At 68.2% G+C, this 21,709-nt stretch carries 21 protein-coding genes and 2 tRNA genes; 6 read left to right on the forward strand and 17 right to left on the reverse strand.

The genetic code is table 11. The features are described 5' to 3' along the window. The first annotated feature begins 133 nt into the window (after positions 1-133). The 3 genes from AAAZ40_RS10315 (at position 134) to AAAZ40_RS10325 (ending at position 832) form a co-directional block, all read left to right on the forward strand. Positions 134-210, forward strand: a tRNA-Pro gene (locus AAAZ40_RS10315). 69 nt (positions 211-279) lie between these two features. After that, on the forward strand, positions 280-543 hold the full coding sequence (locus AAAZ40_RS10320; protein ID WP_476660284.1) for a type II toxin-antitoxin system RelB/DinJ family antitoxin: 264 nt from the start codon (positions 280-282) through the stop codon (positions 541-543). Further along, the gene (locus tag AAAZ40_RS10325; RefSeq protein WP_476660285.1) at positions 530-832 is read left to right on the forward strand and encodes a type II toxin-antitoxin system YafQ family toxin; all 303 of its coding nucleotides are present in this window, start codon (positions 530-532) and stop codon (positions 830-832) included. Before AAAZ40_RS10320 ends, AAAZ40_RS10325 begins: the two co-directional genes overlap by 14 nt. A 29-nt stretch (positions 833-861) precedes the next feature. Here AAAZ40_RS10325 and dnaQ read toward each other — a convergent pair whose 3' ends face one another. From dnaQ to uvrB, 11 genes are all read right to left on the reverse strand, one after another. Next, the gene (gene dnaQ / locus AAAZ40_RS10330; protein WP_476660286.1) at positions 862-1,683 is read right to left on the reverse strand and encodes a DNA polymerase III subunit epsilon; all 822 of its coding nucleotides are present in this window, start codon (positions 1,681-1,683) and stop codon (positions 862-864) included. A 7-nt stretch (positions 1,684-1,690) separates the two neighbouring features. Further along, positions 1,691-2,029 carry an ISC system 2Fe-2S type ferredoxin gene (gene fdx, locus AAAZ40_RS10335; RefSeq protein WP_476660287.1) on the reverse strand — a complete coding sequence of 113 codons (339 nt, stop codon included), beginning with the start codon at positions 2,027-2,029 and terminating at the stop codon, positions 1,691-1,693. Positions 2,030-2,062: 33 nt separating this feature from the next. Then, positions 2,063-3,973 carry a Fe-S protein assembly chaperone HscA gene (gene hscA, locus AAAZ40_RS10340; RefSeq protein WP_476660288.1) on the reverse strand — a complete coding sequence of 637 codons (1,911 nt, stop codon included), beginning with the start codon at positions 3,971-3,973 and terminating at the stop codon, positions 2,063-2,065. Between the two features lie 9 nt (positions 3,974-3,982). Further along, entirely contained in the window at positions 3,983-4,495 is a 513-nt protein-coding gene (gene hscB, locus AAAZ40_RS10345) for a Fe-S protein assembly co-chaperone HscB (protein ID WP_476661729.1), read from the reverse strand. Positions 4,496-4,580: 85 nt separating this feature from the next. Continuing rightward, entirely contained in the window at positions 4,581-4,904 is a 324-nt protein-coding gene (iscA, locus tag AAAZ40_RS10350) for an iron-sulfur cluster assembly protein IscA (RefSeq protein WP_476660289.1), read from the reverse strand. Between the two features lie 27 nt (positions 4,905-4,931). After that, positions 4,932-5,363: a Fe-S cluster assembly scaffold IscU gene (gene iscU / locus AAAZ40_RS10355; RefSeq protein ID WP_476660290.1), complete on the reverse strand. Its 432-nt coding sequence runs from the start codon at positions 5,361-5,363 to the stop codon at positions 4,932-4,934. A gap of 42 nt (positions 5,364-5,405) precedes the next feature. After that, complete coding sequence (locus tag AAAZ40_RS10360; RefSeq protein WP_476660291.1) at positions 5,406-6,626, reverse strand: IscS subfamily cysteine desulfurase; 1,221 nt, start codon at positions 6,624-6,626, stop codon at positions 5,406-5,408. After that, positions 6,623-7,156, reverse strand: a complete 534-nt coding sequence (gene iscR, locus AAAZ40_RS10365) for a Fe-S cluster assembly transcriptional regulator IscR (RefSeq protein ID WP_476660292.1) — start codon at positions 7,154-7,156, stop codon at positions 6,623-6,625. Before iscR ends, AAAZ40_RS10360 begins: the two co-directional genes overlap by 4 nt. Before the next feature lie 200 nt (positions 7,157-7,356). After that, positions 7,357-9,258 carry a sensor histidine kinase gene (locus AAAZ40_RS10370; RefSeq protein ID WP_476660293.1) on the reverse strand — a complete coding sequence of 634 codons (1,902 nt, stop codon included), beginning with the start codon at positions 9,256-9,258 and terminating at the stop codon, positions 7,357-7,359. A gap of 53 nt (positions 9,259-9,311) precedes the next feature. Continuing rightward, positions 9,312-9,968, reverse strand: a complete 657-nt coding sequence (locus AAAZ40_RS10375; RefSeq protein ID WP_476660294.1) for a LuxR C-terminal-related transcriptional regulator — start codon at positions 9,966-9,968, stop codon at positions 9,312-9,314. Between the two features lie 54 nt (positions 9,969-10,022). After that, positions 10,023-12,053: an excinuclease ABC subunit UvrB gene (gene uvrB / locus AAAZ40_RS10380; protein WP_476661730.1), complete on the reverse strand. Its 2,031-nt coding sequence runs from the start codon at positions 12,051-12,053 to the stop codon at positions 10,023-10,025. 176 nt (positions 12,054-12,229) lie between these two features. On the opposite strand from uvrB, the gene AAAZ40_RS10385 reads away from it, so the two are divergent. After that, positions 12,230-12,583 (forward strand): cysteine-rich CWC family protein, encoded by a 354-nt coding sequence (locus AAAZ40_RS10385; protein WP_476661731.1) that lies wholly within the window; start codon positions 12,230-12,232, stop codon positions 12,581-12,583. A gap of 63 nt (positions 12,584-12,646) precedes the next feature. On the opposite strand, the gene AAAZ40_RS10390 is transcribed toward AAAZ40_RS10385, so the two are convergent. After that, positions 12,647-13,975, reverse strand: coding sequence for an ATP-binding protein (locus tag AAAZ40_RS10390; RefSeq protein ID WP_476660295.1), 1,329 nt, complete (start codon positions 13,973-13,975; stop codon positions 12,647-12,649). After that, the gene (locus AAAZ40_RS10395) at positions 13,963-14,694 is read right to left on the reverse strand and encodes a response regulator (protein WP_476660296.1); all 732 of its coding nucleotides are present in this window, start codon (positions 14,692-14,694) and stop codon (positions 13,963-13,965) included. The genes AAAZ40_RS10390 and AAAZ40_RS10395 overlap by 13 nt, the downstream gene beginning before the upstream one ends. Before the next feature lie 179 nt (positions 14,695-14,873). On the opposite strand from AAAZ40_RS10395, the gene AAAZ40_RS10400 reads away from it, so the two are divergent. Further along, positions 14,874-15,380: a Spy/CpxP family protein refolding chaperone gene (locus AAAZ40_RS10400; protein ID WP_476660297.1), complete on the forward strand. Its 507-nt coding sequence runs from the start codon at positions 14,874-14,876 to the stop codon at positions 15,378-15,380. A gap of 177 nt (positions 15,381-15,557) precedes the next feature. On the opposite strand, the gene AAAZ40_RS10405 is transcribed toward AAAZ40_RS10400, so the two are convergent. The 3 genes from AAAZ40_RS10405 to AAAZ40_RS10415 form a co-directional block, all read right to left on the reverse strand. Further along, positions 15,558-15,634 (reverse strand) — tRNA-Val (locus AAAZ40_RS10405). 37 nt (positions 15,635-15,671) lie between these two features. Then, a complete protein-coding gene (locus AAAZ40_RS10410; protein WP_476660298.1) occupies positions 15,672-17,960 on the reverse strand; it encodes a RelA/SpoT family protein in 2,289 nt (762 codons plus the stop codon). Further along, positions 17,957-18,940: an alpha/beta fold hydrolase gene (locus AAAZ40_RS10415; RefSeq protein WP_476660299.1), complete on the reverse strand. Its 984-nt coding sequence runs from the start codon at positions 18,938-18,940 to the stop codon at positions 17,957-17,959. Before AAAZ40_RS10415 ends, AAAZ40_RS10410 begins: the two co-directional genes overlap by 4 nt. A gap of 99 nt (positions 18,941-19,039) precedes the next feature. On the opposite strand from AAAZ40_RS10415, the gene AAAZ40_RS10420 reads away from it, so the two are divergent. After that, entirely contained in the window at positions 19,040-19,819 is a 780-nt protein-coding gene (locus AAAZ40_RS10420; RefSeq protein ID WP_476660300.1) for a 3-hydroxybutyrate dehydrogenase, read from the forward strand. 34 nt (positions 19,820-19,853) lie between these two features. Here the strand turns inward: AAAZ40_RS10420 and AAAZ40_RS10425 are convergent, their stop codons facing one another. Further along, complete coding sequence (locus AAAZ40_RS10425; protein ID WP_476660301.1) at positions 19,854-21,506, reverse strand: bifunctional metallophosphatase/5'-nucleotidase; 1,653 nt, start codon at positions 21,504-21,506, stop codon at positions 19,854-19,856. Positions 21,507-21,709 lie beyond the last annotated feature (203 nt).

Raw genomic sequence — 21,709 nt, forward strand, 5'->3', positions numbered from 1 at the left:
AAAAAGGGCCGGTAAAAACCCGCCCAATCGGTCGTGAAGCCTCGCATTGTAGCACCCGAGGCTGGAAAAAGCAAATATTTTCGCGTGCCCTGCCAGCAACGGCACTGACGGGCCTTACAATCAGAGGCTCAGTCGGAGCGTAGCGCAGCCTGGTAGCGCATCTGCTTTGGGAGCAGAGGGTCGCGAGTTCGAATCCCGCCGCTCCGACCATCCCCTATTTTAGGGACTGATGACCAGCCCTGGACTTTGTGTTACAGTGAAATACAAAGGAGATCCATCATGGCCGCTAGCCGCATGGTTCAAGCCCGCGTTCCGGGCGACATTCAGGACATGGCAAAGGAAGTCATCGAGGCCGCCGGCCTGACGGTGAGCGATGTGGTGCGCGTGCTCATGACCCGCATTGCGCGCGACAAGGCCATCCCGCCCGGCCTGTTCCAGCCCAACGCCGAAACGCTGGCGGCCTTCGCCGAGATTGAGCGCGGTGGGCTCAAGCGGTTTGATTCGGTCGATGACTTGTTCGCCGATCTTCATGCGCAAGATTGAGCGGACAACTGCGTTCAAGCGGGACTTCAAACGCGAAGGCAAGGGGCCGCACCGCGCAGTGCTGGACACCGATCTGAAGCAGATCATCGCGTCTTTGGCGAACGATGAGCCGCTTGCAGCAAAGCACCGCGACCATGCGCTGACTGGCGACTGGAAGCACTACCGGGATTGCCATGTGCGGCCTGACCTGGTGCTGATTTACCGCCTCATCGACGGCGACGGCACCGAGGCGAATCCCGACCTGCTCCTGTTGGCGCGGCTTGGCTCGCACTCGGAGTTGGACCTCTGAGGAATCGAGGGCACGTCCCCGCCCTGGCGCTACGCGGCCTGCGGCGCCAGGCTGCGGCGCCACACGGTTTTGCCTTTGCTGGCCCGGTCCAGCTCGAGCAGCAAGGCCTCGTGGGCTTGCAGTTCGAGCGCGTTGGCGCGCAGCAACGGCAGCTCCAGATGCGCCGCCCAATCGTGGGCCGCTGCGGCGTCGGCCTGCGCGCTGGGTGCAACTGCGCCTGCCGCGTGGCCGCCGCCGTTCGGTTGAGCGCTCGGGTTGCCGTGCGCGCTGCCGTTCGGGCCACCATTCATGCCCGCAGCCGCTGCGCCCAGGTCGAGCTCCATCAGCAGCGAATCCTGACCGCGCGTGAGGCAGATGTAGACCTCGGCCAGCAGCTCGGCGTCGAGCAGCGCGCCGTGCAGTTTGCGGCCCGAGTTGTCGACGCCGAGCCGCTCGCACAGGGCATCGAGCCCGTTGCGCTTGCCGGGATAGATCTCCTTGGCCATGAGCAGGGTGTCGATCACGCCGCCGGCCAGCTGGCGCGTGGGGCCGTGGCCCAGGCGCTGCCATTCGGCGTCGAGAAAACCGAGGTCGAAGGGGGCGTTGTGGATGATCAGCTCGGCCCCGGCGAGGTAGTCGAGCAGCTCGGCGGCGACCTCGGCAAACTTGGGCTTGTCGGCCAGGAAGTCGAGCGTCAGGCCGTGCACGCGCTGCGCCTCGGCGTGGATCTCGCACTCGGGGTTGAGGTAGTAGTGGCGGTTGTTGCCGCTGGGCTTGCGCCCCAGCAACTCGATGCAGCCGATTTCGATGATGCGGTCGCCGTTGGCCGGCGACAGCCCGGTGGTCTCGGTGTCGAGGACGATTTGGCGCATGGCGGGTTCAGTGGTTTTCGCGCGCGTGGTTGATGGTGTAGCGCGGGATTTCCACCGTCAAGTCCTGACGCCCGAGCCGCACCTGGCAGCTCAGACGCGACTGCGGTTGCAGCCCCCAGGCTTTATCGAGCAGGTCTTCTTCTTCTTCGCTGGCGGGCTCGAGGGTGGCAAAGCCCTGGCGCACGATCACGTGGCAGGTGGTGCAGGCGCAGCTCATGTCGCAGGCGTGCTCGATGGCCACGCCGTGGTCGAGCAAGGCTTCGCACAGGGTGCTGCCGCTCAGGCCCTCGATCCGGCGCCCTTCGGGGCAGAGTTCGGGGTGTGGCAAAACGGTAAGGGTCGGCATGGCGAGCAGGGTGGCCTTGAAACGGGTCGAAGTTCAGAACTGGTCGATATTTTGCCCGGCCAGAGCGGTGGCGATGCTGCGGTTCATGCGCCGGGCAGCAAATTCTTCGCAGCCCTGGGCCAGTGCCTCGGTGGCGGCGTCGATCGCCGCGGCATCGTCCAGCAGCCGGGTTTGCGCCAGCGTCTGCAGCAAGGCCTCGATGGCGGCGCGCTCCTCGGGCTGCAGCAGCTCGCCGTCGGCGGCCAGTGCGCTGCGGGTGGCGGCGGCCATGCGATCGGCCTCCACCTGCGCCTGACGCAGGGCGCGCGCGCGCATGTCTTGCGCGGCGCTGGCGTTGCCTTCCTGCAGCATGGTGGCAATCTGTTCGTCGCTCAAACCATACGAGGGCTTGACCTCGATGTGCGCCTCGACGCCGCTGCTTTGCTCGCGCGCGCTCACGCTCAGCAGCCCGTCGGCGTCGAGGTGGAAGGTGACGCGGATGCGCGCCGCCCCGGCCACCATGGGCGGGATGCCGCGCAGCTCGAATCGCGCCAGGCTGCGGCAGTCCGGCACCAGGTCGCGCTCGCCTTGCAACACATGCAAGGCCAGCGCGGTCTGGCCGTCTTGGTAGGTGGTGAAGTCCTGCGCCAGCGCCGCCGGCAGCGGCGTGTTGCGCGGCACGATGCGCTCGACCAGTCCACCCATGGTCTCGAGGCCGAGCGAGAGCGGCGTCACGTCGAGCAGCAACCAGCCCTCGCCGCTGTCTGGGTTGCCGGCCAGTTGCTGCGCTTGCAGCGCCGCACCCAGGGCCACCACCTCGTCGGGATCGAGGTCGGTGAGTGGGGCGCGGCCGAAGTACGTGGCCACCGCCTGGCGCAGCGCCGGCATGCGCGTGGCCCCTCCCACCAGCACCACCCCTTGCACCTGCTCGGGCGTGACGCGCGCGTCACGCAGCACGCGCCGCAGCGCGGCCACGGTGCGCTCGGTGAGCGCGGCGGTGGCGGCATCGAACTCGGCGCGGCTCACCGGGCACTGCAGCGCCTGCCCGTGCAGGGTGGCGGCAAAAGGCAAGGTCTGTGCCGCATCGCCCAGGTTGCACAGCGCCTCTTTGAGGCGCCGCGCCTCGGCCAGCAGCGCCGCGCGCTCGGCCAGCGGCAGGTCGCTGGCGTGGCCGCGGTGGCCGCAGCGCTGCAGCAAGGCGTCGGCAAAGGCGCGGTCGTAGTCGTCGCCGCCCAGGGCCGAGTCGCCGCCGGTGGCCAGCACCTCGAACACGCCGCGGCTGAGGCGCAACAGCGACACATCGAAGGTGCCGCCGCCCAGGTCGAACACCGCGTACAGCCCTTCGGCCGCCTGGTCGAGTCCGTAGGCCAGCGCCGCAGCGGTGGGTTCGTTGAGCAGGCGCAGCACCTGGAGCCCGGCCAGTTGCGCCGCGTCTTTGGTGGCCTGGCGCTGGGCGTCGTCAAAATAGGCCGGCACGGTGATCACGGCGCCGTACAGATCGGCGTCGAAACTGTCTTCGGCGCGCTGGCGCAAGGCGGCCAAAATCTCGGCGCTCACCTCCACCGGGCTCTTGTCGCCGGCCACGGTGCGCACCGCCGCCATGCCCACGCCATCCACCACGGTATAGGGCAGGCGCTCGAGCACGCCGCTGGCTTGCAGGTCGGCGCGGGTGCGGCCCATCAGCCGCTTGACCGAGCTGATGGTGTTGGCCGGATCTTGCGTTTGCGCCTGCAGCGCCTCCCAGCCGATCTGGCGGCCCGGGCTTTGGTTGGGTGCAGCGGCGGGCAGGTAGCGCAGCACGCTGGGCAGCAGCACCCGGCCCTGGGCATCGGGCAGGCAGACGCTTTGGCCGTGGCGCAGCGCCGCCACCAGCGAGTGGGTGGTGCCCAGGTCGATGCCGACGGCGATGCGCCGCTGGTGCGGGTCCGGCGCTTGACCGGGCTCGGAGATTTGCAACAAAGCCATGAATGGGGATCAGTAACGGTCTAGGCGCTCGTGCAATTGTTGCTCGAAGCGCTCGAGGAACAGCAGCGCGCGCACCTGCTGCGCGGCGGCGCGGGGGTCGCGCTGCACGTCGATGGCGGCCTGCAGGGCCGCCAGCCGCTGCGCCCGCTCGGCCTCGAGTTCAGCTTGCAGCGGGCCCAGATCGGCGGCGCTGCGGGCTTCGGCCATGGCCTCGCGCCATTGCATCTGCTGCAGCAAAAAATCGGTCGGCATGGCGGTGTTGTCGTGCGCCCCCACGCTCTGCCCCTGCAGCTCGCACCAGTAGGCGCCGCGCCTGAGCGGGTCTTTGAGGCGCTGGTAGGCTTCGTTGATGCGCACCGACCACTGCAACGCCAGCCGCTGCGCTGCCGTGCCTTGGGTGGCGTGGCGGTCTGGGTGGGCGAGGCGCTGCAACTGCTTCCAGCGCTGCTCGAGCGCGGCGCGGTCGAGTGCAAAACCGGGCTGCAAGGCAAACAGGGTGTAGTCGTCGGCGCGCAGGTTGATCTCGTCGCCCAGCGCCACCGCACCCGAGGCTGCGTCGGCATCGGCCGGCACCGCCCCGGCCCCGGGCAGCGCGCCCGCCTGCACCTCAGACCCGGAACGATTCACCACAGCCGCAGCGGTCGCGTTCGTTGGGGTTGCTGAACCTGAAGCCCTCGTTGAGGCCCTCGCGCACGAAATCGAGCACGGTGCCGTCGAGGTAGGGCAGGCTTTTGGGGTCGATCAGCACCTGCACGCCGGCGCTCTCGAACACCACGTCGTCGGGGGCCGGCGCATCGGCGTACTCAAGCTTGTAGGCCAAGCCCGAGCAACCGGTGGTCTTGACGCCCAGCCGCACCCCCACCCCCTTGCCGCGCCGGGCCAGGTATTTGCGCACGTGTTTGGCAGCGGCTTCGGTTACCGTGACGGACATGGACTCAAACCCTAAAAAATGGTGGTGTCAGTGGGCCAGGGACGCTGGCTGGGCCGCCGCAGCAGCCGGGGCTGCAGCGGCGTGCTTTTGCCGGTAATCTTCGACTGCGGCCTTGATGGCGTCTTCGGCCAGGATGGAGCAGTGGATTTTCACCGGCGGCAGCGCCAGTTCTTCGGCGATCTGGCTGTTCTTGATCTGCGTCGCCTGCTCGAGCGATTTGCCCTTGACCCATTCGGTGATGAGCGAGCTCGAGGCGATGGCCGAGCCGCAGCCGTAGGTCTTGAAGCGCGCGTCCTCGATCAGGCCGGTGGCCGGGTTGACCTTGATCTGCAGCTTCATCACGTCGCCGCAGGCCGGCGCCCCGACCATGCCGGTGCCGACCGTGTCGTCGCCCTTGTCAAAACCGCCGACGTTGCGCGGGTGTTCGTAGTGGTCGATGACCTTGTCGCTGTATGCCATGGTGTACTCCTGTCAGATGAGACGATTTGCCGCCGGATGCCGTCAGTGCGCGGCCCACTGGATGGTGGACAGATCGACGCCGTCCTGGTACATCTCCCACAGCGGCGAGAGCTCGCGCAGCTTGGCCACGTTGTCGCGGATGCTCTGCACGGCGTAGTCGATCTCGGCCTCGGTGGTCCAGCGCCCGATGGTCATGCGCAGGCTGCTGTGGGCCAGTTCGTCGGAGCGGCCGAGGGCGCGCAGCACGTAGCTGGGCTCGAGGCTGGCCGAGGTGCAGGCCGAGCCGCTGGACACCGCCAGCCCCTTGACGCCCATGATCAGCGATTCGCCCTCGACGTAATTGAAGCTCATGTTCAGATTGTGCGGCACGCGCTGGGTCGGGTGGCCGTTGAGGAAGACCTGTTCGATGCCCGACAGGCCAGCGAGCAGGCGCTGGTGCAAGGCGCGGATGCGCGGCAGCTCGGTCGCCATTTCGGCTTGCGCCAAGGCATAGGCCGCGCCCATGCCGACGATCTGGTGCGTGGGCAAGGTGCCCGAGCGCATGCCGCGCTCGTGCCCGCCGCCGTGCATCTGCGCTTCCAGCCGCACGCGCGGTTTGCGCCGCACGTAGAGCGCGCCCACGCCTTTGGGGCCATAGGTCTTGTGCGCCGTCAGGCTCATCAGATCGACCGGCAGCTGCTGCAGGTTGACCTCGATGCGGCCGGTGGCCTGCGCCGCGTCCACGTGCAGCAGCACGCCGCGCTCGCGGCACAGGGCGCCGATGGCGGCAATGTCTTGCACCACGCCGATCTCGTTGTTGACGTACATCACCGAGGCCAGCACGGTGTCGGGGCGCAGGGCGGCGGCGAAGGCATCGAGGTCGAGCAGGCCGTCGGGCTGCACGTCGAGGTAGCTGACTTCAAAGCCCTCGCGCTCGAGCTGGCGGCAGGTGTCGAGCACGGCCTTGTGCTCGGTCTTGACGGTCACCAGGTGCCGACCCTTGTCGCGGTAAAAATGGGCCGCGCCCTTGAGCGCGAGGTTGTTGGATTCGGTGGCGCCGCTGGTCCAGACGATTTCACGCGGGTCGGCACCGATCAGGGCAGCGACTTGCTCGCGCGCCTGCTCCACTGCGCGCTCGGCCTCCCAGCCCCAGGCGTGGCTGCGCGAGGCCGGGTTGCCAAAGTGCTCGTAAAGCCACGGCACCATCAGGTCCACGACCCGCGGGTCGCAAGGGTTGGTGGCGCTGTAGTCGAGGTAGATGGGGAAGTGCGGGGTCATGTTCATTTTCCTGCTGCCGTACCCAGTGCAAAAACCGAGTTGGGTGCGTTGACGCGGATGGGCTTGAGCACCGGCGCGCTCGAAATGGCGCGCTTGACCGAGGGCGTGGCCTCGATCACCACGCCCTTGGCGAGCTGGTCATCGACCAATTTTTGCAAGGTAACCGAATCCAGAAAGTCCACCATTTTCGCATTCAGCGCCGTCCACAGCTCGTGCGTCATGCAGCGCTCGCCCTCGCCGTGGCAGTTTTCCTTGCCGGCGCATTGGGTGGCGTCGATCGGTTCATCGACCGAGACGATGATGTCGGCCACCGTGATGTCGCTGGCCTTGCGTCCGAGCATGTAACCGCCGCCAGGGCCGCGGGTGGATTCGACCAGATCGTGCCGGCGCAGCTTGCCAAACAACTGCTCCAGGTACGAAAGCGAAATCTGCTGGCGCTGGCTGATGGCCGCCAGCGTGACGGGGCCGCCAGCCTGACGCAAGGCCAAGTCGATCATGGCGGTGACGGCGAACCGCCCTTTGGTGGTGAGGCGCATGGTGCTTTCCTTGGCGTTTTTTGATTGAGTACACCCTCTCGTGGCCGGCGGTCGGGCCTGCAGGCTCGGTGTTCGCCACCCTTGGCGGGGTGTGAGAACCGGTGCGCCCAGCACGCATCGACAACCGTTCGTTGAACCGAAGTATACCCAATATCCGAGCTTTTTGCTTGGTCTTGCGTTGCGCAGGGGATTTGGGCTGTTCAATCGACCGAGGGCACGGTGTCGCCTGCCTCCGGCGTGAAGGTGCGTTGGATTGGAAAGGCAAATTCGACCCCGGTTCCTGGGCGGGCATCGAAAAAACGCACCTGGGCCCCGAGCTTGCCCGCGCGGGCGCGCAAATTGCCCAAACCCCTTTGGGCCTGGGGCTTGGTGTGGGGGCGCTGCATGCCCACGCCGTCATCGGTCACCGTCAGGTACACGTGGGCTGCGTCGCTGCGCGTGCGCACGCACACGCGTCGCGCCTGGGCGTGCTTGACGACGTTGGCAAAAATCTCCTGCATGCAGCGAAACAGGTGCATCACGCCCTGCGCGTCCAGGCTGGGCAAGGCCGGCACGTCTTGCACCTGCCAGTCGAGCTCGATCCCGGCGGCCACCAGCGCCGGCTCGACGCGTTGCCTGAAGGTGCCCAAAATGGTGGCCAGATCGCCCTCCATGGGTTCGAGCGAATCGAGCATCAGACGCAGCTCTTCGAGCGCGTGGTGGATCATGGATTCGACCGAACCCGCGTCCAGCGTGTCCTTCTGGCTGCGCACCATGTTGAGCGTCTGCACCAGTTGGCTGCCCAGGCCGTCGTGCATGTCGCGCATCAGGCGCCGGCGCTCGCCCTCGATGGCACGTTGCTGCTCGGAGGCGCGCAACTGGTCAAAGGCCCGGCGCAGTTCGGCCTCGCGCCTGGCCAGAATCCCGGCCAAAGACTGGTTGAGCCGGTGCACCTCGCGCGTGGACGCGGTGGCGCGCTGCGCCAGCACCCAGCTGAGGGTAAAGAGCAAGGCCAGGCTGCCCAGCGAAGTCCAGCGCAGGTCGGCGTCGCCGGGGAAGTTGAGCTGCACCACCAAAAAATCGCGCACGCCCGTAGCCAGGGTGAAGGCCGCCACCACCAGCACCAGAATCTGGTCGCCGTCCGGTGTGTCGCGCTGGCGCGCTTTGAACAGCAGCAGCCTGAGCAGCGACAGCGCCCCGAAGACAGCCATGGCGCCAGCCCAGATTCGATACAGATCATAGTCTTGCGCATGCAGCGTCCAAGCCAGCCAGAACGGACCCACGGCGATCAAAAACCAGGCCAACCCGTGCACCAGGCGATCACGAAACCCCAACAACTCGGCCACGAACAACAGAAAAAACCCCACGTACCAGGTGAAGGCCAGGCGGTGCAGATAAAAGTACCAGCCAAAGCTCAAGGGCGGCTCGAGCGAAACCGACAGGACCAACCGCACCGAATGCGCCAGCGCCGCCAGCGCCATGAGCAAAAACAGGCGCTCATTCAAGGTGCGCCACAGGTGCAGCGAGAGCAAGCCCATCAGCAGCGAGCTGATGAGCATCATCCAGGTGCCCTTGACCTGCCAGACTTCGAGCACCTGGTGGCGCTCGAACAGGCTGCCGTAGTAGCCGATCTGCAACGGCCACAAACCGCTGCGCTCGAGCAACTGGCCCTGCACCTGGATGTGTATCCGGTTTTGCTGCGGTTGTGGCTGCAGCAGCTGCGGGGGCAGGTTCACCAGATAGGGGAACCAGGCGCTCAGTATGTTGCGCTCGGGTGCGGCATACCAGCCGACCTGGTAGATCTCGTGGCCGTTGAGCAGCACCCGAAAGCGGGTGCCGACGCGCGGCAACAGCAGCGCCAGCCGGGTTTGGGCCGGGTCGTCGTAGTGCAGCGCTGCCGGCCAATCGAGCCGGTAGTCCACCCAGCCCGACCAAGCGGCGGGCTGATCGTCCAGAATGTGGGGCAGGCTCACCCGCTGCGGCGGCTCCTGCGGGTGCTGCGGCAGGCTCGCTTGCGCCTCGCGCAGGGTCACGGCGCCTTCGAGCCCCGCGGGTCGCGACACGCTGTGCAGCGCCCACAACAGACCCAGCAGCAGCAGCCCGACCCAGAGGTAATGCGGCACCCGCCTGGCGCTCTGCCCTGGGGGTGGTGGTGGCGCAGGAGGCAAACCAGCCCTCACAACAGGCCCCGGTCCTGTGCCGCACGCACCACCTGCACGCGGGTGTGCACCGCCAGCTTGCGGTACAGGTTCTTGATGTGCGTGCTCACGGTGGCGGTGCCGATGCCGAGCCGGCTGGCGATCTCCTTGTTCACGTAGCCTTGCGCCACCAGCTTGAGCACCGCGGTTTCGCGCTCCGACAGCGCCGGGTCTGCGGTGTCGCTGTCGGCCGCCTGCGCCGGGGCGTGGTTGCGCAACTGCTTGAGCAACAGGCGTGCCAGCAGCGGCGAAATGGGGGCGCCGCCGGCGCAGATCTGTTCGATCGCCTCGATCAGTTCGGCGTCGTTGCAGCCCTTGAGCACGTAGCCGGTGGCCCCCGATTGCAAGGCATGCACGAGGCGCGATTCGTCGCCAAACACGGTGAACACCAGCAGCTCGGCCTCGGGCTTGGTGAGCGTGAGCAGGCGCAGCATGTCTTCGCCGCGGCCATCGGGCAGGCCCAGATCGACCAGATAGACATCGGCCAAGCTGTTGGGGGCCATGACGCGGGCGTGCGAGTAGGTCGCGGAATGCCCCACCAGGCGCCAGTCGGGCCGCAGCGCCAAGGCGTGCTGCACGAACTGCAACACGGTGCGGTCGTCTTCGATCAGGTAGATGCGCGTGCAGCTGGGCATGCCGCGATTGTGGGCCAAGCTGGAACCACTCCCCTCCCCCAAACAGGGGAGCCGCTACTGCAGGCCGTGCGCGCCCAGCACCCGGTCCTTGAGCTGCGCCAGCCGGTCGCGCGCTTGCGCCGCTTGCTCGAATTCGAGCTTGCGCGCGTGCTCGAGCATCAGCTTTTCCAGTCGCTTGAGCTCGCGCGCCAGGTCTTTGGCGCTCATCTCCTCGATTTCGACCTGTTGCACCCGGGCCAGCTCGGTGCGCTGCGCCTGCTCGCTCGCCTTGTCGCTCTGCACCCCGTCGATCAAGTCCTTGATGCGCTTGACCACCCCGGCCGGCGTAATGCCGTGCGCGGCGTTGAAGGCCAGCTGCTTGTGGCGGCGGCGCTCGGTTTCATCGAGGGCGCGGCGCATCGAATCGGTGACGCGGTCGGCATACAGGATCGCCGTGCCATGGAGGTGGCGCGCGGCGCGCCCTATGGTCTGGATCAGGCTGCGCTCGGAGCGCAGAAAGCCCTCCTTGTCGGCGTCGAGTATCGCCACCAGGCTCACTTCCGGGATGTCCAGCCCCTCGCGCAGCAGGTTGATGCCCACCAGCACGTCGAACACCCCCAGGCGCAGGTCGCGGATGATCTCGACCCGCTCCACCGTATCCACGTCGGAATGCAGGTAGCGCACGCGCACGCCGTTTTCGCCCAGGTATTCGGTGAGCTGCTCGGCCATGCGCTTGGTCAGCACGGTGATCAGCACGCGCTCGCTGCGCTGCACGCGCAGGCGGATTTCCTGCAGCACGTCATCGACCTGATGCGTGGCTGGGCGCACCTCGAGCACGGGGTCCACCAGGCCGGTGGGGCGCACCACCTGCTCGACCACGCTGCTGGCGTGCTGGCGCTCAAAGTCGGCCGGGGTGGCCGAAACGAACACGCACTGGCGCATGCGGGCCTGGAACTCGTCAAACTTGAGCGGCCGGTTGTCGAGCGCGCTGGGCAGCCTGAAGCCGTACTCCACCAGCGTCTGCTTGCGCGAGCGGTCGCCGTGGTACATGCCGCCGAGCTGGCCGATCATCACGTGGCTCTCGTCGAGGAACATGAGCGCATCCGGCGGCAGGTAGTCGAGCAGGGTCGCGGGCGGCTCGCCCGGCGCCGTGCCCGAGAGGTGGCGCGAGTAGTTCTCGATGCCCTTGCAGTGCCCGACCTCGACCAGCATCTCGAGGTCGAAGCGCGTGCGCTGCTCCAGCCGCTGCGCCTCGACCAGCTTGCCCGCTGCCAGCAGCTCTTGCAGGCGCTGCGCCAGCTCGAGCTTGATGCCTTCCACGGCGTCGAGCACCTGCTCGCGCGGCGTCACGTAGTGGCTGCTGGGATAGACGGTGAAACGCGGGATGCGCTGGCGGATGCGCCCGGTGAGCGGGTCGAACAGGTGCAACGATTCGACTTCGTCGTCAAACAGCTCGATGCGCAGCGCCAGCTCCGAGTGCTCGGCCGGAAAGACGTCGATGGTGTCGCCGCGCACCCGAAACAGGCCGCGCGCAAAATCTTGCTCGTTGCGCTCGTACTGCATGCGCACCAGCTGCGCGATGGCCTCGCGCTGGCCCAGGCGGTCACCCACGCGCAGCGTCATGATCATGCGGTGGTAGCTCTCGGGCTGGCCGATGCCGTAAATGGCCGACACGCTGGCCACGATCACCACGTCGCGGCGCTCGAGCAGGCTTTTGGTGCACGACAGGCGCATCTGCTCGATGTGCTCGTTGATGGCGCTGTCCTTTTCGATGAACAGGTCGCGCTGCGGCACGTAGGCCTCGGGCTGGTAGTAGTCGTAGTAGCTGACGAAGTACTCGACCGCGTTGTGGGGAAAGAACTCGCGAAACTCGCTGTAGAGCTGCGCCGCCAGCGTTTTGTTGGGCGCAAAGACGATCGCCGGGCGCCCCAGCCGCGCGATCACGTGGGCCATGGTGTAGGTCTTGCCCGAGCCGGTCACGCCCAGCAGGGTCTGATAGACCTCGCCGGCGCGCACGCCCTGCACCAGCTGCTCGATCGCCGCCGGCTGATCGCCCGCCGGCTCAAAGGGCTGGAACAGCTCGAAGGGCGAGTCGGGGAAGCGCAGGCATGGGCCAGCGGCTGGGGGCGCGGCCGGGCTGAGCTCGAGAGGGTTTCCGGAGGCCGAAGACTCGGTCGCTTGCAGGCTCAAGGCAGGTAGGATGAACTGAAGAAGTGGGCATGGTAGCAGCCTTTGCGGCACGCCCAGGCTCGGCTACAGTAGAGCACAACCTCGGCTTGGGCATGGCGCCCAGGCTGACCCCCCATGCACCAACCCGCGCAGCCTACACCGTGTCGCCCACAACCCGAAACCCGGCACCAAACCCCGCCCCAGAGGCCCCGCCACCGGCTCCTCTGCACGCCCCACTGTGCCCGCTGTGTGGCCAAGCCAACGAATGCGCGGCCTCGGCCAGCGGCAGCTTTGACGGCCCGTGCTGGTGCACCGGCGTCAGCTTCAGCGCTGAACTGCTGGCGCAGGTGGCGCCGCAGCAGCAGCAGGCCGCCTGCATCTGCCGCCAGTGTGCCCAGACCCAGCCAGCGCCAGGGCTGCACAGCGCAGGACACCGGCCCGCTGCAGCAGCCGCAGCGGCTTCTTGACCTTGTACGCGCGCGCGCCGTGCAGCAGCACGCGCGAGATCTGGGTCTCGATCCAGACGGGGCTCATGCGGCCAGTGCAGCGCCGCCTGCGGGCAAGACCAACTCGGCGCGCAGGCCGCCGCCGTGGCGGTTGCTCAAGCTGACGCTGCCGCCGTGCTGGCGCACGATCTGGCGCACGATCGCCAGCCCTAGGCCGACGCCGCCGGTTTCGCGGCTGCGCGAGCCTTCGACGCGGTAAAAGGGCTCGAACACGCGCTCCAGCTCGGCCGCGGGCAAACCGGGGCCGAAGTCGTCGATCTGCACGCACAGCGACCGGTCGGCGCGCTCGAACAGGCGCACTTGGGCGCGCTGGCCGTACTTGAGCGCGTTGTCGATCAGGTTGCCCAAGGCGCGGCGCAGCGCCTGCGCTTGGCCCACGCAGGCCAGCTGCGTCGGTGTGCTCAGTTCCAGCTCGGCCCCCTGCTCGCGCAGGTCTTCCACCAGGCTTTCGAGCAGGGCCACCATGTCGATGCTGGCGCGCGGCTCGGGGTTGGCCTGGCCGTGCAGGAAGTCGAGCGCGCCGCCGAGCATGTCCTGCATCTCGTCGAGGTCGCGCAGCATGCGCTGGCGCAAATCGGCGTCGCGCAGCAGTTCGGCGCGCAAGCGCAGCCGGGTGACCGGGGTGTGCAAGTCGTGCGACACGGCGGCCAAAAAGCGCTCGCGCTCCTCGATCTGCGCGCGGATGCGCTGCTGCATGGCGTTGAAGGCGCGCGCGGCGCTGCGCACTTCGCTCGGGCCGTTTTCGGGCAGGGGCGGCTGGCGCAAGTCCTGCCCCAGGGCGGCTGCGGCTTGCGCCAGACGGCTCAGCGGGCGCACCGTCATGCGCGCCATGAACCAGGTCAGCGCCAGCACCAGCGCCAGCAACAGGCCCAGGTGCAGCAACAGGCGCTCGGGCCAGGCGATGCGGTCTTCGGGCGCATTGGCCTGCACCTGCAGCCAGTGACCGTCGTGCAGTTGCAGATAAAGCTCGAAGTCGAATCCGCGCGGCCCGGGCAGGCGGCGCGCCACGATGGCGCGCTCGGGCCCGACCGCCGCTTGCAAGCGGCGCATGAACGGCGCGCCCTGGCCCGCCTCGGGCAGCGGTGCCGTGGCCAGCACGGCGAGCCGGTGCCGTGGCGTGCTCAAGTCCTGCGCCAGGCGCTGGCGCGCGCCAGCGTCGGTTTGGTTGTCCAGCGCCCGATGCACCGAGGCGATGCGCTGCACGAACTGGCGCCCGACGTGCTCGCGCAGCGCCGCCTGGCGCTCGCTCAAGAACAGCGCCACCGCCAGCAACTGCAACAGCAGCAAGGCCGCCACCAGCAGCAGCAGCAAGCGCCCGAACAGCGTCTGCGGCCACAGGCTCAGGTGTCGCATTGCACCTCGCAGGCGAGCAGATAGCCCTGGCCGCGCAGGGTGCGGATCAGCGCTGGTTCGCTGCCGTCGTCGCGCAGGCGCTTGCGCAAGCGCGCCACTTGCACGTCGATGCTGCGGTCGTAGGCCAGCGCCTCGCGCTTGCTCACCCACTCCAGCAGTTGGTCGCGGCTGAGCACGCGCTGCGGATGCTGCAGAAAAGCGCGCAGCAGCCGGAACTCGGCCCCCGACAGCGGCACGATCTGCCCGTCGGGGGCGGTCAGGGCCAGGGTCGCGGTGCTCAGGCGCCAACCCGGGCCAAAGGTGTAACTTTGCACCGGCTGCGGCTCCAGGTTCGGCGGCAGGGCCTGGGAGCGACGCAGAATGGTCTTGATGCGCGCCAGCAGCTCGCGCGGGTTGAAGGGCTTGGGCAGGTAGTCGTCGGCCCCCATCTCCAGCCCCAGGATGCGGTCCACCGCGTCGCCGCGCGCGGTCAGGATCAGAATCGGCAGGCGCTGCGAGCGCGCGCGCAGGTTGCGGCACAGCGTCAGGCCGTCGCTGCCGGGCAGCATCAAGTCCAGCACCACCAGGTCGATGCGCAAGTGCTCCAGCGCCTGCAGCATGGCGCGGCCATCGGCCACGGTCGTGACGCGGTAGCCGGCCTGTTCCAGGTACTGGCTCAGCAGGCTGCGGATTTCGCGGTCGTCGTCGACGATCAGCACATGTTCGGGGCTTGCAGACATGGCGCCATGGTAAGGCCTGGCCGCTGCCCTGGCCGCAGGCTTATTTGTAACGCAAGATTGCAAAGCCCAGGCCTGCAAGCCCGGTTTACCTTTTGCCCACACTGGCGCAACACGCGCCGCCCAGCGCCGGGCGAAGATCGCCCTGCCATTTGGCGTCACCAGCTACCGGAGTAAAGCCCATGAAACCCATCCTCACCTCCACCCAAAGCGCCCGCGGCCTGCTGCTGGCCGCCACCCTGGGAGCGGCGCTGCTGGCCGCCCCCGCGCTGCACGCTGGCCCGCACTGGGGCGGCGAAAGCCACGGCGGCCTGTCGCCCTGGGGCCACGCCCTGGGTTGGGAACACGGCGCAGGCCCCATGGCCGGCAAACGCAACCCGCAGGCGCGCGTCGAGCGCAAGCTCAACCGCATGCGCACCGAATTGCAGCTCCAACCGGCGCAAGAAGCGGCCTGGAGCGCCTTTGCCAGCGCCGCGCAAGCGCAAACCCAGGCCATGCAGCAAGCGCGTCAGCAGCTTGGCGCACCCGCCGCCACCCTGCCCGAGCGCATCGAACAAGGCCAGCGCCTGGCTGCAGCGCGCACGCAAGGCCAGCAACAGGTGCAGCAAGCCCTGCTCAACCTGTACCAGACCCTGACGCCGCAACAGCGCGCCGTGCTGGACCGCAAAGGCATGGGGCGGCGCGACTGAACCGGCTGCGGCGTCAATCCGTAGGTCCTGGGTTCGAGCCCAGGTCGGGGAGATAGACACTGGAAGGCCGCTTGGATGGGGCAGGGAAAACTTGCACCCGCAGGTGGGCGCCCATGCTGGGCGCACCACAAAAACCCCAGGAGCCCAAGGCTGCTGGGGTGCTTGAAATACCACGGTTGGTAGGCGCGATTGGACTCGAACCAACGACCCCCACCATGTCAAGGTGGTGCTCTAACCAGCTGAGCTACGCGCCTGAGGTCGGTTGCAAGCCTGCGATTCTAGCACAGCTTTCTAGCGCCGGCGCACGCTGCGCACCCCGGCCACGTCTTGCAGCGCCGCCATGACGCGCTGCACCCGGCTGGCGTCGCTGACCTCGATCGTGAAGGTCATCCAGGCCACCCCTTTCACGCTTTGCGTCTGCACGCCGATGACGTTGATTTTCTGGCTGGCAAAGGCGTCAGAAATGTCGCGCAGCAGGCCTTGGCGGTCTTGCGCCTCGATCGCCACGTCGACAGCGTAGTGGGTGGCGACATCGCCTTTGGCGGCGACACCATTCCACTGCACTTCGATCACCCGGCCCGGGTGGCGCTGCGCCAGCGTGGCGTAGTCGGGGCAGTCGGCCCGGTGCACGCCCACGCCCTTGCCGCGCGTGATGTAGCCCCGGATGTCGTCGGGCGGCGCCGGTTTGCAGCAGCGCGCCAGCTGCGTCAGCACCGAGTCCAACCCCACCACCAACACGCTGCCCTGCGGGGCGCGGGCCGGGCTGTGGCGTGCCTTGCGCAGTTGCACCTCGTCCGGGGCTTGCAGCGCCGGGGCGGGGTTGAGCAGCTGCTCGACCGTGCGCAGCGTGATTTCCTCTTTGCCCAGCGCCTCGCACAGGCCGGCGGCGTGGTCGTAGCCGATGCGGTTGGCCAGTTCGTCGAGGTTGAGCGCGGTCTTGCCCTCGCGCTGCAACCACTTGTCGAGCAGCTCGCGGCCGCGTTGGATGGTGCTGTGCACCGCTTGGGCATTGAACCAGGCCCGCACCTTGCTTTTGGCGCGGTGGCTCACCAGGTAGCCCTGCTCTGGGTTGAGCCAGTCGCGTGAAGGGCCACCGTCTTTGCTGACGATGATCTCCACCGTCTGACCCGTTTGCAGCGGTGTGTTGAGGGCGAGCATGGCGCCATCGACGCGCGCGCCACGGCAGCGGTGCCCCAGATCGGTGTGCACGGTGTAGGCAAAATCGAGCGCCGTGGCCCCCTTGGGCAGCTCGACGATGGCCGCGTGCGGCGTGAGCACGTAGATGGCGTCGTCAAACAGCGGCTGCGTGGCTTGCTTGCGGCGCTCGCTCTCGACGTCGCTCTGCCAGGCCAGCAGCTGGCGCAGCACGGCGATCTTGGCGTCGTAGTCGGAATCGGCGTGCACGCCCGCGTAGCCTTTGCTGCCGGCCTCTTTGTAGGCCCAGTGCGCCGCCACCCCGTGCTCGGCGTGGTCGTGCATGGCTTGCGTGCGAATCTGCAACTCGAAGGCGCGGCCTTGCGCGTCGCGGATCACGGTGTGCAGCGACTGGTAGCCGTTGGGCTTGGGCTTGCCGATGTAGTCGTCAAACTCCTCGGGCAACGGGCTGTAGTGGGCGTGCGCGTAGGCCAGCACGCGGTAGCAGTCCTCGATCTGCGGCACCACCACGCGCAGCGCGCGCAGGTCGAACACCTGCTCGAAATCGAGCGCCTTGCCGTGCATTTTCTTGACGATGCTGTAGATGTGCTTGGGCCGCCCCTGCACCTCGGCGTCGATGCCCTGGGCGCGCAGCGCCCGTTGCAGGTGCTGGCGCACCTGTTCGACGTGGCTCTCGCGCTCGATCCGTTTTTCGTCGATCCGGCGCGCGATCTCTTTGTAGGTCTGTGGCTCGAGAAAGCGAAAGGCCAGGTCTTCGATCTCCCACTTGATCGGCCAGATGCCCAAGCGGTTGGCCAAGGGCGCAAACACGTGCAGCGATTCGCTGGCCAGGGCGGGGTCGGGGGAGATTTTGGCGGCGGCGATGTAGCGCAGCGTTTGCAGGCGCGAGGCCAGGCGCAGCAGCACCACGCGCAGATCGCGCGAAAACGCCAGCAGCATTTTGCGGATGTTTTCGTGCTGGCTGGCTTCGAGCTCGCTGGGGACGGCACGCTGGGCGCTGCCGGGGTCGGCCGCGCTGGCGCGTTCCAGCCGCACCTGCGCCGCCTTGATTCGCGTCTGGCGCTGCAACTGCACCAGCTTGGTGGTTTCCAGCGCCACCGCCGCCAGATCGCTGCCGAAGGCTTTGGTGATGAGCTCGCGCGGGCGGTTCAGGTGCTCACAGGCATAGACCAAGTAGGTGCAGACCTTGAGCTCGGCCCCGCCGCCGATGAGGTCGAGCACCGCAGCCACGCCGTCGGCATGGGCCAGCGTGTTCTCGCCGCTGTCGAGGGTTTCGCTGGCCAGCAGCGGCTCGGCAAAGGCACGCGCGCGCAGCACGGCGGCCTGCTCGTCGGCGGCGCGGGCCTGCCACTGCGCCGCCGCAGCGTCGTCGGCGGGGGCGGCGGTGGCGACAGGCGGATCGGGCGCGGGAGGAGCCGATCTCATGGCGCCAACAGAAATTCGCACACCGGCGCCACCTGTTCGGGGGCCACCAGCGTGGGCGCGTGGCCCACGCCCGCAAACTCGAGCAGGCGCGCGCGCGGGCCGCGCTGCGTCATGGCCAGCGCCGTGGCATGGCTGAGCAGGTCGGAATCGGCGCCACGCAACAGCAGCACCGGGGCCGTGATGGCCTCGTACATCTGCCACAGCAGCGCCTCGCCGGCGTGGATGGCGGCGCCCGCGCTGGGGTCTGGAGCGCCGCCCACGAACTCACCCGCCGCCACCAAGGCACGCAGCGGTTGCGCGATCGCCGGGTCGTAGTGCAGCGCCCAGCCGCCTTGCACCGGCCGCAGCATCGGGCGCGACAGGGCCAGCCACTGCTCGGGGCTGTGCGGGCCAAAGCCCCGATGCAGCTGCGCCAGCGCCTGCACCGCGTCTTGCTCGCTGGCATAGACCGCTTGCGTGCCCACATAGGTGGCGATGCGGCGCAGCGCGGCGGCCTCGATCACCGGCCCGACGTCGTTGAGCACCAGCCGGCGCAAGCCCAACCCAGGCTGGGCCGCCAGCGCCATGCCGATCAGGCCGCCCATGCTGGTGCCCACCCAGTCGATGGCCAGCTCGGCGGGCTCGGCACTGCCGGTGGCTGCGGCGTGGCTGGCGCGCAGGTGCGCCAGCAGCAGCGCCAGATCGGCGGCGTAGGTGGGCACGCCATAGGCGGCCGGGTCGGCCAGCCAGTCGCTGTGGCCGCGCCCGGCCACGTCGACGCACAGCACGCGCAGCGGCCGCTGCGCCTGCGCCAGCAACGCTTGCGCCAGCACGTCGAAGTCGCGCCCCTGGCGCGTCAGGCCATGCACGCACAGCACCACCTGCGCCGGGCCTTTGGCTGCCGCAGCCTCGCTGCCCCACTCCCACCAGGCGATGCGGCGCGGTTCGCCGTGCGTGGCCAGCGGGCCGGGTACGGCCAGATGATGCAATACAGGTTCCATGTCGTAGCCTTGTCTCCCCAGGCGAGCGGCGCAGGGCACCGGCGACCGCCCAGCGCCATTGGATAATGGCACCTATCGTAAATCAAATGGAGACGGTTCATGCTCGCAAACAAGACGGCTTTGGTCACGGGTTCCACCAGTGGCATTGGCCTCGGGATCGCCAAGGCGCTGGCGCAACAGGGCGCGCACCTGGTGCTCAACGGCTTTGGCGACGCGCAAGCGGCCTGCGCCGAAGTGGCGGCGGTGGCCGCACCGGGGGCCCGGGTGAGCTACCAAGGGGCCGACATGAGCCAGCCGCAGCAGATCGAGGCCATGCTGCGCGCCGCCGCAGCCGAGTTTGGCCGCGTCGACATTCTGGTCAACAACGCCGGCATCCAGCACGTGGCCGCGACCGAAGACTTCCCGCCCGAGCGCTGGGACGCGGTGCTGGCGATCAACCTCAGCAGCGCCTTTCACACCACCCGGCTGGCGTTGCCGGCCATGAAGGCGGCCAACTGGGGCCGCATCATCAACGTGGCTTCGGTGCATGGGCTGGTGGCCTCGGCCAATAAGTCGGCCTATGTGGCGGCCAAGCACGGGCTGGTGGGCCTGACCAAGGTGGTGGCGCTCGAGACCGCCACCACGGGCGTGACCTGCAACGCCATCTGCCCCGGCTGGGTGCTGACGCCGCTGGTGCAAAAGCAAGTGGATGAGCGCGCCGCCGCGCTGGGCCTGAGCAACGAGGAAGCGACCAAACACCTGCTGTGCGAGAAGGAGCCTTCGCTGCAGTTCACCACGCCCGCAGAGCTGGGCGCGCTGGCGGTGTTTTTCTGCTCCAGCGCCGCCGACAACGTGCGCGGTGCGGCCTGGAACATGGACGGCGGCTGGGCGGCGCAGTAAGCCCGTCAGCGCTACCCGGCCGCTCTACCCTTGCTCAGGGCTGGTGCAGGATGCGACCCTGGGCGCGCGGGTAGGTGGCCGGGTCGATCAGGCCTACGCGCTGCAAATGCGCCTCGGTCGCCGCCAGGTCCACCGCCCCGACCACGCGCTCGGTACCCCGGCGCAGAATGGTGAAGTGGTCGCCGCCGTCGGCCAAAAAGCTGTTTACCGTGACGCGAAAACGCGCCTCTGGGCTGACTGGCTGGCCGCCAATGCGGATGCTTGCCGGGTCCACCCGGTCGCAGGCCGCGCCGCTGGCGCGCCAGGTGTAGCTCACGCCCTGCGAGACTTGCAGGACGCGGTTCATGGGTTGGCCGGCAAAGCCCGCGGGCAAGTCGAAGTCGGCGGGGGCCAGCGCCGCCGTGCAGCCGGTGAACTGCTGCTCGAGCAGAATTTCGATCTGGCGTCCGGTCAGGGTCAGGGTCACCAGGTCGTTGGAGAAGGGCTGCACCGTGAACATCTCGCCAAAGGTGATGCGCCCTGCCCCCTCGTTGCCGCTGGCGGCGTGGGCCAGGTCGGCGCGGATACCGCCCGGGTTCATGAACGCCGCCACGGCGGCGCCGTGCTCGGGGGCGCGGGTGGCATGGTACTGCGCGTCGGCGATCAGGTTGCCCAGGAACGACTCGCCCGCTGCGCTGGCGCTGCGCGTGAGGTCGGCGCTGTGCTGGCCGATGACCCGGTCGCGCAACGGGGCCGACAAGGCCGCGTAGCGCTCCACGATCGCGCGCACGCCGGCGTGGGCGGGCGCAGCGTCGTGGTGCGTGGGCACCTTGAAAACCGAGGTCTGCAGCATGGCCCCGGTGCGCGCGTCCAACGTCAGGTCGGCCACGGTGACGAAGCGGCCGTTGAAGCCGGCGTTGGTCACCGGCACGCGGCGCCCAGCGGCATTGGGCAGGTGGCAGATGTAGGGCACGTGGGTGTCGGCGGTCAGGACCAGATCGATCTCGTCGTCCAGGCGCGACACCAGCTCCACGATGCGCCCCTGCAGGTTGTTGCAGTCGTTGAAGGCCGGGGTGGGCGGGGTTTCGCGCCCGCCAGCGTGGATGGCGGCAATCAGGGTGCGCACCCCTTGGCGCCGCAGCTCGGGCACCAGGGCGTTGGTGCTGGCGGCTTCGTTGCGAAACTCAAGCCCGGCAATGCCCGCCGCCGACACCGCGCTGGGCGTGGTTTCGAGGATGGTGCCGATCACGCCCACACGCTGGCCCTGAAACTCGAACACGCGCTGGGCCGGGAAGAAGGGCTGGCCGGTGGCGCTTTGGATCATGTTGGCGGCCAGGCTGGTGTAGCGCGCGCCGGTGAAGGGCCGGCCCTCGGTGCAGCCGCGCACCGGGTGGCAGCCGCCGCGCTGCAGGCGCATGGCCTCGTGCTGGCCGCGGTTGAGCTCGTGGTTGCCAATGGCGTTGATGTCCAGCCCAATGGCGTTCATCACCTCCACGGTTGGCTCGTCGTGGAACAGCGACGACACCAGTTGCGAGGCCCCGACCAAGTCGCCGGTCGAGATGAAGATCGTGTTCGGGTTCGCGGCACGCAACTGCTGCACATGCCCGGCCACAAGCTCTGCGCCCCCCACTGGGCGGCCATCGATGCTGCCGGTCGGCCCGATGAGAGCGCCGTGAAAGTCGCTGATGCTGAGCACGCGCACGGTCACGGTCGGCTGGCCTGGAACAAGCGGCGCCGCCACAACCCATGGCGCCCATGTGAGAGCTGCGAAAAAAGCCGAGAAAAGGCCGACGCTTGCCAGCGCCAGCAATGTGAAAGTGCGTTTCATGCGAAGGGTGCAAAAATTTGAAGATGAGCGCGGCCCACTCGGACCAAGCCCCAAGCGCCATGCTGGCAGCGTTTTGGGACACC

The sequence above is a fragment of the Serpentinimonas sp. SMBJO2 genome (assembly GCF_056341105.1).